General features: G+C 56.0%; 11 protein-coding genes and 1 pseudogene. 2 read left to right on the forward strand and 10 right to left on the reverse strand.

The annotated features are described in order from the left end of the window. From PSSD_RS24570 to PSSD_RS24600, 7 genes are all read right to left on the reverse strand, one after another. Positions 1-1,087 (reverse strand): M20 family metallo-hydrolase (locus tag PSSD_RS24570; RefSeq protein WP_058974053.1); only part of this gene is annotated, 1,087 nt, incomplete at its 3' end. Next, the gene (locus PSSD_RS24575) at positions 1,026-1,823 is read right to left on the reverse strand and encodes a DeoR/GlpR family DNA-binding transcription regulator (protein ID WP_039330253.1); all 798 of its coding nucleotides are present in this window, start codon (positions 1,821-1,823) and stop codon (positions 1,026-1,028) included. The genes PSSD_RS24575 and PSSD_RS24570, both read right to left, overlap by 62 nt. A gap of 63 nt (positions 1,824-1,886) precedes the next feature. Next, a complete protein-coding gene (locus PSSD_RS24580; RefSeq protein WP_058974046.1) occupies positions 1,887-3,311 on the reverse strand; it encodes an amidase in 1,425 nt (474 codons plus the stop codon). 327 nt (positions 3,312-3,638) lie between these two features. Then, a complete protein-coding gene (gene corA, locus PSSD_RS24585; protein ID WP_039330348.1) occupies positions 3,639-4,607 on the reverse strand; it encodes a magnesium/cobalt transporter CorA in 969 nt (322 codons plus the stop codon). A gap of 35 nt (positions 4,608-4,642) precedes the next feature. Continuing rightward, the gene (locus tag PSSD_RS24590) at positions 4,643-5,113 is read right to left on the reverse strand and encodes a GNAT family N-acetyltransferase (protein WP_039330251.1); all 471 of its coding nucleotides are present in this window, start codon (positions 5,111-5,113) and stop codon (positions 4,643-4,645) included. Positions 5,114-5,186: 73 nt separating this feature from the next. Next, entirely contained in the window at positions 5,187-5,507 is a 321-nt protein-coding gene (locus PSSD_RS24595; RefSeq protein WP_058974047.1) for an AzlD domain-containing protein, read from the reverse strand. Continuing rightward, positions 5,497-6,171, reverse strand: coding sequence for an AzlC family ABC transporter permease (locus PSSD_RS24600; protein ID WP_058974048.1), 675 nt, complete (start codon positions 6,169-6,171; stop codon positions 5,497-5,499). Before PSSD_RS24600 ends, PSSD_RS24595 begins: the two co-directional genes overlap by 11 nt. A gap of 102 nt (positions 6,172-6,273) precedes the next feature. On the opposite strand from PSSD_RS24600, the gene PSSD_RS24605 reads away from it, so the two are divergent. Then, complete coding sequence (locus tag PSSD_RS24605; protein WP_058974049.1) at positions 6,274-6,822, forward strand: helix-turn-helix domain-containing protein; 549 nt, start codon at positions 6,274-6,276, stop codon at positions 6,820-6,822. Between the two features lie 88 nt (positions 6,823-6,910). Further along, positions 6,911-7,432, forward strand: coding sequence for a GNAT family N-acetyltransferase (locus PSSD_RS24610; protein WP_058974050.1), 522 nt, complete (start codon positions 6,911-6,913; stop codon positions 7,430-7,432). On the opposite strand, the gene PSSD_RS24615 is transcribed toward PSSD_RS24610, so the two are convergent. The 3 genes and pseudogenes from PSSD_RS24615 to PSSD_RS27615 form a co-directional block, all read right to left on the reverse strand. After that, on the reverse strand, positions 7,429-8,829 hold the full coding sequence (locus tag PSSD_RS24615) for an ABC transporter ATP-binding protein (RefSeq protein ID WP_058974051.1): 1,401 nt from the start codon (positions 8,827-8,829) through the stop codon (positions 7,429-7,431). The genes PSSD_RS24610 and PSSD_RS24615 overlap by 4 nt on opposite strands. Further along, positions 8,826-9,608 carry an ABC transporter permease gene (locus PSSD_RS24620; RefSeq protein ID WP_058974052.1) on the reverse strand — a complete coding sequence of 261 codons (783 nt, stop codon included), beginning with the start codon at positions 9,606-9,608 and terminating at the stop codon, positions 8,826-8,828. The genes PSSD_RS24615 and PSSD_RS24620 overlap by 4 nt, the downstream gene beginning before the upstream one ends. Next, positions 9,605-9,762 (reverse strand): annotated as a pseudogene (locus PSSD_RS27615) (ABC transporter permease); the annotation flags it as partial. The gene PSSD_RS24620 and the pseudogene PSSD_RS27615, both read right to left, overlap by 4 nt.

Here is a 9,762-nt window from a genome sequence, read left to right on the forward strand (position 1 = left end):
TGGGCATTGCGCTTAACCCCAGCGCCGTTGCCTGAGCAAGCACCAGTTGGCTCAAATCAGCATCCAGTTGCTGGCGCGGACGATAGTGCGCGCGGTCGAGGCTGACATCCGTTGCCGTCATTTGAGCAATCGATTGCATCTTTTGGCTAAAGCTCTCCTGCAACTGTTTTAACAACGCCTCATCAGCTGAGCGAAACTCAATAAACAGCGTGGCCTTTGACGTCACCACGTTGGGGGAATTCGGGGCGGTTTCCACTCTGCCCACCGAGGTATGCAGGATGTCGCCATAATGGTCAGCCTCGGCGCGCACAGCGACAATGGTGTGCGCGGCGGCCAACAGCGCATCACGCCGGCGATGCATTAATGCGGGGCCGGTATGGTTCTGTTCGCCACAGAAGGTGACCTGCCATTTCAGCGCCGCCCAGGTTTCGGTCACCACGCCGATCTGCTTATGTTGCTGCTCCAGGTGCGGGCCTTGCTCGACGTGGAGTTCGAGATAGGCCGATAAGGGCAGCGCCGGTAACGGCGTACCGCAATAGCCGATGTCATGTAAGGCGGTTTGTAGTGAGATACCGTCGCCATCCACACAAGCCAAAGCCTGCTCCAGTGTCATGGCACCGGTAAATACTGAACTGCCGGTCAGGCTGGGCTGAAAACGCGCACCTTCCTCATTGGTCCAGTTCACCACCGCCAGATTGCGCTGAGCAGATTGCGGGCTATCACGCAACTGGCGCACCAAAGAAGCAATGGTGGTCGCCGCACCGGTCACACCGTAGGCACCATCAAAACGGCCACCCAACGGTTGGCTGTCCAGATGAGAACCGCACAAAATCCACGGCGCGCCTTCTCGTAACGACATCAGGCCAAAAATGTTGCCAATTTCGTCGATATGAACCTGAAAACCTTGCTGCGTCAGCCAGGTACAAAAGGCATCGCGCATCTGCTTATCGGCCTCGGAGGCCGTCAGGCGATGCAAACCTCCTGCGGGCGTCGCACCAATACGGCTACTGAGGGCAAATAGCGCATCAAATGCCTGATAATCTTGCGCTGTCATCCGCGGCATTACCGGGATGGAGGATGTTGACATGTGCGTTCTCCAGACTCGCTACAAAAGCTGCCGCAGGTGGCGCATTGGTCACTAAGGTGTCGACCGCGCTAAACGGCAGCGTATTCACAAACGTTCGCAGTCCAAATTTGCCTTCATCTGCCAGAATCACACTCTGGCGACAGTGCGTGCTCAGCACACGCCTCAATAACGCCTCAGGCTCTTCGTAATCCATAAACCCGTTCTCCCGATCCACGGCACCAATCCCCATAAAGGCGATGTCGTAATGGAACTGTCGAGCGAACTCCAGCGTATGGGGGCCAATCAGTGCGTTATCATTTCGCCGTACTCGCCCTGGTGTTAGCGTGACAGCATTCTCGCTTTGCTGCGTTAACAGCGCGGCGATATCCATTGAGTTAGTGATCACTTTCAGACGCGAAAACCGCGTTAACTGCTGCGCCAGGGCCAGCGTCGAGGTGCCGGTGTCCAGAAACAGCGCCATCCCCTCTTCCACCAACTCGCTGGCCAGTTGCCCGATGCGTACTTTGGCACGCGGCTTAATACGGCTACGGATCTGTAATGGCTGCTCCTCACTCGGCACCGGTAAAATTGCGCCACCGTGTACCCGTCGCAACACGCCTTGCTCTTCCAGATACTTCAGGTCACGGCGTATCGTCTCTTCCGATACCACGAACTTTTGCGCCAACTCCGTCACGCGCACCCGTTTTTCGTGGCTCAAAATCCGTTTTATTTCATCGAGTCGTGGCTGATTAATCATGCTTACCTTCTGTTTATCTACGCCAAACTCGCAGTATACCCTCGTGTGGTCGCAAGCGGCTTCCTACAGAGCGGGTTGATGTTGATCCCATGGCATCAGTGCTTCCAGTGCGGCGCAGAACTGCAAGACATCGCCTTCCGCATAGCGACGGCCGATTACCTGTAATCCCACTGGCAGCCCTTCTTTGGTAAAACCACAGGGAAGGGTTGCTGCCGGATTGCCGCTTAAATTGAAGGGCCAGGTGAACGGCGTCCATCGTGCCCACTCCACGCCACTGTTGCCGTTGGCTTGCGTCTCCGGTACGTGACGGTCGGCCGCGAAAGGCAGAATCGGTAGCGTGGGCGTAATCAGTAAATCGATCTCATCAAAGAGCGCATGCACCTGGCCGTTAAAGGCCGCACGCTGTTTTTGTGCCGCCAGGTAATCCGCCAGGGTCAGGCTTTGTGCACGTTCGATCAGGGCAGCAAAGCCGGGATCGAGTTGGTCAAGCTGCTGTTGCAAAGCGGCACCATAGGCCACGCCACGCCCACCGCTCCATAAGGTATCGAAAGTATCAAATGGCGATGACCAGGCGAGTGGACCGTTGCTAAGCGTTACAGGCAGCGCATGCGCAATCTGTTCCACCGCCTGTTCAACGCAGGCGGCAATTTGCGCATCCACCGGCGTATTAAACAGTGTTGGGCTGAAGTGAACCCGCAATCCAGATAAGGGCTGATCGCAACGCGCCAGCCAGGATTCCGTTTTGGCGGGCAGCGCCTGATGATCGCGTGCATCCGGACCGGAAAGCAGATCAAACAGCAGCGCACTGTCGCGCACCGTACGCGTCATCGGCCCGGCGTGGCTCAGCATCTCGGTGGCGGACCACGGCCAGGTGGGAATCCGGCCCAGGGAAGCCTTGAGCGCGAAAATACCGCAAAAAGCGCCGGGTATACGTACCGAGCCGCCGCCGTCAGAACCCAGCGCCGCTGGCACCATGTGGGCAGCCACACTAATAGCCGAACCGGAACTGGAGCCGCCGCTGGTTAATGCCGGGTCCCAGGGGTTGCGGCCATGACCAAACACGCGGGAGTAGCTCGAACCTGTCCAGCCAAACTCGGTGGTGGCGGTTTTGCCGATAATGATCGCCCCTGCCGCTTTTAACCGTTCAATAATGGGCGCGTCGCTATCCGGCACATTATTCAATGATGTCAGTGACCCTTTGGTGGTGCGCAATCCCGCAGTGGAAAATAAGTCTTTAACGCCAAAAGGCACGCCATGCAGCGGTCCGCGGATTTCGCCCTGCTGACGTTCGCGATCGCAGATAACCGCCTCTTCCATTGCCTGCTGGTCATACACATCACCAAAGGCATTTAATGTGGGATTGTGGGTTTTAATCTGTTTCAGGCAATGCCCAACCAGCGCTTCGCTACTGCTCTCACCCTCACGGATTTGCTGAGCTGCGCTGAGCACATCGGGAATACGCTGGGATAAATTCTGCTTAACCACCATCTTCACACCTTACTGACAGACCACACTATGAGGGTGATAGTCGCAATAGTTGATGTGTGAATCAAGACCGTCAAATGTGGCAAATGTGGGATATGTTGTATTTAGCCAAGTGGAGTAATAGGAAAAGCTGATGATTAAAAAGTCAGCAATGTGACAAGGAAGTGGCAGCTGAATGAAGGTTTAAATCCGCAAGGCGCATCAGCATTCACTTGCGGGCCAATCGGTCTTTTCACTAAACGGGGCGGTTTTTGGCGGATTCAGGCTTCACTGCGTTGCCGAATCGAACGCAGTGATAACAAAATCATTTGGAAGAAAATCCTTGTGGCTTTACAGCCAACCCGCTTTTTTCAAGCGTGACCACATCAGGCCACAAATCATCAGTGTGACAATCAGCACCACCGGATAGCCAAAATGGGTTTTCAACTCGGGCATGTCCGAGAAATTCATACCGTACATACTGAAAACAATGGTGGGCACAATCAGTACGGCCCCCCAACCAGCGAGCTTTTTGTTCACTTCACTCTGCTGAACCGAGACTAATGCCAGATTGACCTGCATGGCGCTGGTGAGCATTTCCCGCATGTCTTCGGCATCAATCATCACATGGTGTGCATGGTCCTGAATATCACGCAGGTAAGCGCGCAGGTTTTTCGGAATAATATCTTCATGGAAGCGAGCCAGCTGCGCGCAGATTTCGGTGACCGGCATGGCAGCGTTGCGCAGCGAAAGTAATTCACGCCGCAAGTGGTAAACGTTCTCCAGCGTTTTACTGTCGAAACGCGTGGTGAACATGCCGTCCTCCAAATCCCCAATGCGAGAACTGAGTGATGCGGTGATTTTGCTGTAGTTATCGACAATAAAGTCGAGGATGCAGTAAAACGCATAGCCCGGTCCCTGGCATAGCATGGTGTGATTTTTTTCGGCTTTTGCGCGAATCGCTGCATACCCTTCTGAAGAGCCGTGGCGCACCGTAATCAGAAAGTTTTTCCCGAGGAAAAAGTGAGTTTCTCCAAAGCTGATACGCTGCTGATCGTCAAGGTGAGCGGTTTTCACCACGATAAACACCGACTCGCCATACTGTTCAATCTTCGGGCGCTGATGGGCCACCAGCGCATCCTCGATTGCTAACTCATGCAGACCAAACTCTTCCTGCAAAGTCTGCATAAAAGCCGGTTCGGGCTGGTTCAGGCCCAGCCAGATGAAAGAGCTTTCCTCTTTTAACACTTCGCTGATGTCGGCGACATCGACATGTTCTTCACGTTTGCCGTGGCGATAGGCCACGCAGTTAATCACCATTTTGCTGCTGTCCATGTTGTTATTCACTCTCTTCATCATAGTGTCAGCATCATCTCGACGCAGGGAAGATCGGCTTTGGCTAACGCGGAGGGGTATAAGGCTTCTCGCACTGTGCTGAAACCGTGTCGGAGGTAAAAGCCGCTGGCATTCGGGGTAGCAGCCAGCGTCAATTGTTTGAAACCGCGCTGGCGGGCTTCGTGGATAATCGCCGTCATAATCGCACTGGCGTAGCCCTTACCGTTGCACGCGGGCAAGGTGAATATCGCCTCGACGCTGCCGCTCCTGAGGTCCAGAAAGCCTGTAGCCGCCACGCCATGTTCAGGATCGTCAATCACGAAGAACGGATTCCCTTTAATCGCTTCAAAGTACCCCGCAGGTAACGCATCGGGCGTCCACGCGGTGATCACCTCAGCGGGATACACCGACTGGCAACCATGGCGAATGGCAAGATTGCGGATGCGCCAAAGTACGGCGGCTTCGTCAGGGCGTGCTAAGCGCGGGGTCATATGTCCTTCTCTTTAGGCGATTTCCGGATGCTTCACAGTAACAAAATCGTTGCGCCGCGTTTGTTTATTTTGCTCACGGCACCCCAAAGTAGCGTAGCAAAGCCGTCATCACTGCTGCGCCGATGATCACCAGGATCAGCGGGGTACGACGCCACGTCAGGAACACGGCAAACAGCACGCCAGCAATACGCGCCACGCCGGCAAAGTGACTGCCTTCAAACAGTGCCGTGGTGACGGCAACCGCTAACAACAACACCGTAGCCGCATCCGATAGCATGTTGCGCACGCTGTCTGACATCTGTATCCGGCTGCCCAGGCGGTAACCGGCAAAACGCATCGCATAGGTGCCCACCGCCAGCAATGCGATACCCGCAATCACTAAGTTATTGTGCATTTTTACGCTCCCGCCAGCTCAGCAAACCGAGTAAGGAGAACAGCACCGGCATTCCTGCTGGCACAAAGGGGGTGACTAACACGGACAGCGCCGTGCCCAGCGTGGCCGGAATGCGCGTACGACGCTGACGCAAAGCAGGAAAAATCAGGGCAATCAGGATCGCAGGGAACACAGCGTCGAGGCCAATGGCGGAAACATCCGGAATAAACCGCCCGATCACCGCACCGCACACCACGCTCAGTGGCCAGATGGCAAAAATCCCTAAACCACAAATCCAGTACGCCGCACGGCGCTGGCCGATTTTCTTTTGGGAAATGCCGAACACCACGCTTTCATCATTCATGATGTGGCAGCCTAGCAGGCTACGACCGCCCTGCCCGACCAAATCTTTGACGGCAATACCAAAAGGCAAATGGCGCGCGTTGACCAGTAAACCGGCCGCCGCTGCGGTTAATGGGCTGCCTCCTCCGGCGACAATACCGATAAACAGGAACTCTGACGCTCCCGCCAGCACCAGCGTGGAGAGTGCAATCGGCACCCACAGTGGAAAGCCATCCGCCGCCGCCAGCGAACCGTAAGAAAGACCGACAATGCCATCGGCCAGACAGACAAGGAAAATCGCTTTTAAAACGCCGCGATCAAGCGGAACTGCACCCAGACGCATCACAATTTGATCTCATATCGAACAAGAAAGTCGTTATAATGAACGCGCCTCATGTGTTTTACAAGATGAACAAATCGTTCGATATAAAGAACAGGAGAAACTGTGACACCACCGATTGACCTTATTGCGGCCGGCTTAGTGCGTGAGCGCCAGCGTGCCGGGCTGTCACTCACGGAAGTCGCTCGTCGCGCCGGGATCGCGAAATCAACGCTGTCACAGCTTGAATCCGGCAATGGCAATCCCAGCATCGAAACCCTGTGGTCACTGTGTGTGGCGTTGAATATCCCTTTTGCGCGCCTGATGGAGCCAGAAGTGAAACGTTTGCAGGTGATCCGACGCGGCGAGGGCATGATGGTGTCGGCAGAGTTAGCGGATTACCAGGCCGCGCTGTTAGCCAGCTGTCCGCCGGGCGGTCGTCGTGATCTTTATCTGATCACCAGCCAACCCGGTGCGCCACGTGCATCGCACCCTCATCCGCCGGGTTCAATTGAGCACATTATTATTGCCCGTGGCCGCGCACGCGTTGGACCCACGGATGCGCCTGTTGAACTGCATCCCGGTGACTATATTTGCTATCCGGCTGACGAACCGCACATCTTTGAAGCGCTGGAAGCGGACACCATGGCGGTGCAGTTGTCAGAACAGAATTAGTCATAATAATTTCCTATCGTTAAACCCGATGATCGGCGCGTAACACAGTGGCATGCTGTGTTTTTCGTATGATGATTATCAGGAACAAATGGACATTATTCCCGCTCGCCCGCATCACGCCGCCGCCATTCAGAAAATCTATGCCTGGCATGTACTTCATGGCACCGCCACCTTTGAAACGGAGCCGCCCAGCGCAAGTGAAATGGAAAACCGTATCAAGGATGTACAGCAGCGCGGTGGATTCTGGCTGGTGGCACAAGAGAATCAGCAGGTGCTGGGTTACTGCTATCTCGCGCCCTATCGCCCTCGCTACGCCTATCGCTTTACGCTGGAAGATTCAATTTATCTCGATCAGCAGCAAACCGGACGCGGCATTGGCCGTGCGCTGTTGCAGAAGGCCATTGCGCTGGCGGAAGCGGCAGGGTTTCGCCAGATCATCGCTATCGTCGGTGATAGCGCCAATCAGGGATCGCTGGGATTGCACCGGGCGCTCGGCTTTGAGCACACCGGTGTAATGAAGTCCGTGGGTTTTAAACATGGCCGCTGGCTCGACACCGTGGTGATGCAACGTTCATTAGGTGCCGGAGACAGTCAGCCACCCGAACGTTAAGCCGCCTGCATCGCCAGCACGCGATGGGCGCTTTTTTCCAGCAAATCGCGATCGTGGCTCACCAGCAATACTGCACACTGCTGCTCACGCGCCATCCCGGTGATGAGTTGCAAGGTTTGTTGCTGTACCACCGGATCGAGCCGCGATGTAGGTTCATCGGCGAATAAGAACACTGGCTCAAGCAGCATCACGCGTAACAGCGAAAAACGCTGTAACTCACCGCCGGATAGTGAATCGGGGCGACGTGTGAGTAACGAGGCATCCAGCGCCAGCTGTTCCATCAGCTTATTTCTACGCGATCGGGCGATGCGGTGCAGTCGCAGAACATCATCCAGACTTTGCGCCAGCGTTTGCACAGGGGGAAACAGCGCAGAGGGGTCCTGATAGATCTTTTGATACTTCAACCTGTCAGCGGAGGCGAGGCGTGTGATGATGCCTCGCTGCGGCTTTAATAACCCCAGCAACACATCGCCAAAGCTGCTTTTACCGCTGCCGCTCGCCCCCTGTAACCCGACGATCTCGCCGGCATGCAGCGTGAAATTTTCCGGTACGCCCAACGCTTTGCCGCCACGCTCCAGCCTGATGCCTTGAGCCTGAACCACCGGCTTGCTGCGAATCACCGCGGGTTGCCGTGCGGGCCAGTTGGCAGGATCAGCCGCCAGCAACTCGCGCGTGTAGCGCTGAACTGGCGTCTGCAGCACCTGCTGCGCCCTGCCCTGTTCAATCACTTTACCCTTGTGCATCACCATAATGTCGCCGTCCAGCTGACGTGCCAGCGCGATATCGTGGGTGATGGTGAGTAACGTGCCGCCCACCGCCACTTCGCGGCGCAATAAAGCAGAGACTTCATCACGCCGTGACACATCCAGCCCTTTGGTGGGTTCATCTGCGATTAAAATCTGTGCACCGCCCGCGCGAGCGGCGGCAAAGGCCGCTCGCTGCGCCATACCGCCAGAGAGTTGCCAGGGGTATTTATGCGCTGACGCTGCTAAACCGAGTTGTTCAAGGTCATCTTGCGCGGCAGCCTCGCTGCGATTGTCTGAATGCCCCCGCACGAAGCGATAGCCCTCAGCGACCTGCTGTTGGATCACCATCGTAGGGTCCAGCGCCCGCCAGGGTTCCTGTGGCAGCGACGCGAGAGTGCGCCCCCACAAGCCACGCAAGGCGGCACCGTCCTGCGGCAATTGATAGTGCTGACCGTTAATGATCAATGTGCCGCTGGCTTGTAATCCCTGCGGCAAAATCCCCATCACCGCTTGAGCCAACAGACTTTTTCCCGACCCCGTTTCACCCAGTAATGTCAGCGGCAGACCGGGTTGCAACGTGAAATTCACCGGCTCCACCAGCGTGGCGTCGTCTGCCATGACCGTAATACCGATGGCCTGTAATCCTTTCATTTACCCTCCTTTTTCATCATCAGATTGAGGCTAATCAGCAGTAAGAACAGCGCGATCACCGGCTGGAGCAACAACCACGGCGCTTCCCAGGCAAACGGCAACAGTTCCGTCATCATCAAACCCAGTTCGGGCGTGGGCGGACGCACACCGACGCTAATAAAACCCAGCGCGGAGACGGCCATAATGGCGCTGCTGAACGAGAACAGCGCTATCGTCAGTAACACCGGCGCCAGCGCGGGCCATAAATGACGACGGAAGCGATACAATGGCGAAAAGCCCAGCAGTTTCGACGCTTGCATGCCTGGCGCCTCGATGATAGAGAGCAACGTCGCCCGCGTAACGCGGAAGAACTCCACCCACAGCACCAATGAAATGCCCAGCCACAGCATCTGCGGTGAATCCGGCGCAATGGCGGCCAGCAATAGCACCAGCAGCAAACCAGGCAGTGCCAGGCACATATCGGCCAGCATACCGATCACTCGGTCCAGCATGCCGCCGTATAGCGCGCTCAGCACGCCAGCCAGCACGCCGGTTATCAAAGCGCTGATCACACACAATGCGGCAAGGCCAAGGGAAAGGCGCAACGCAGCGCTTAAGCGTGGCAACATGTCGCGACCAAGATGGTCGAACCCCAACAGATTGGCATAGCTGGGAGGCTGCAACATATTCAACAGTTCCTGCTGCAAAGGATCCCCGAAGTGAAACAACGGCAGGAGAAATGCGTATCCCAGCAGCAGGACTAACAGTAAAAGGCCCGTTCGGCGTGAATTCAGTTTCATGCGCGCTTCCCTCGCGGATCGAGCCAGTGGCAACCTGCATCCACCAGCATGTTAAGTCCAACAAACAGTAAGCCAAGCGTCATCGCGCTGGCCTGAATTACCGGCACATCGCGAGCAAAGATGGCGTGTACCAGCGCATGCCCAATGCCCGGCC

It is taken from the genome of Type-D symbiont of Plautia stali (assembly GCF_001485335.1).
Lineage (GTDB): Bacteria > Pseudomonadota > Gammaproteobacteria > Enterobacterales > Enterobacteriaceae > Pantoea > Pantoea vagans_C.

What these genes read in the sequence shown, in the direction of transcription:
- PSSD_RS24620 (WP_058974052.1), bottom strand. Translation starts at nt 9,608, where the DNA reads ATGAAACTGAATTCACGCCGAACGGGCCTTTTACTGTTAGTCCTGCTG.
- PSSD_RS24600 (WP_058974048.1), bottom strand. Translation starts at nt 6,171, where the DNA reads ATGCGTCTGGGTGCAGTTCCGCTTGATCGCGGCGTTTTAAAAGCGATT.
- PSSD_RS24580 (WP_058974046.1), bottom strand. Translation starts at nt 3,311, where the DNA reads ATGGTGGTTAAGCAGAATTTATCCCAGCGTATTCCCGATGTGCTCAGC.
- PSSD_RS24610 (WP_058974050.1), top strand. Translation starts at nt 6,911, where the DNA reads ATGGACATTATTCCCGCTCGCCCGCATCACGCCGCCGCCATTCAGAAA.
- PSSD_RS24590 (WP_039330251.1), bottom strand. Translation starts at nt 5,113, where the DNA reads ATGACCCCGCGCTTAGCACGCCCTGACGAAGCCGCCGTACTTTGGCGC.
- corA (WP_039330348.1), bottom strand. Translation starts at nt 4,607, where the DNA reads ATGGTGATTAACTGCGTGGCCTATCGCCACGGCAAACGTGAAGAACAT.
- PSSD_RS24575 (WP_039330253.1), bottom strand. Translation starts at nt 1,823, where the DNA reads ATGATTAATCAGCCACGACTCGATGAAATAAAACGGATTTTGAGCCAC.
- PSSD_RS24595 (WP_058974047.1), bottom strand. Translation starts at nt 5,507, where the DNA reads ATGCACAATAACTTAGTGATTGCGGGTATCGCATTGCTGGCGGTGGGC.
- PSSD_RS24615 (WP_058974051.1), bottom strand. Translation starts at nt 8,829, where the DNA reads ATGAAAGGATTACAGGCCATCGGTATTACGGTCATGGCAGACGACGCC.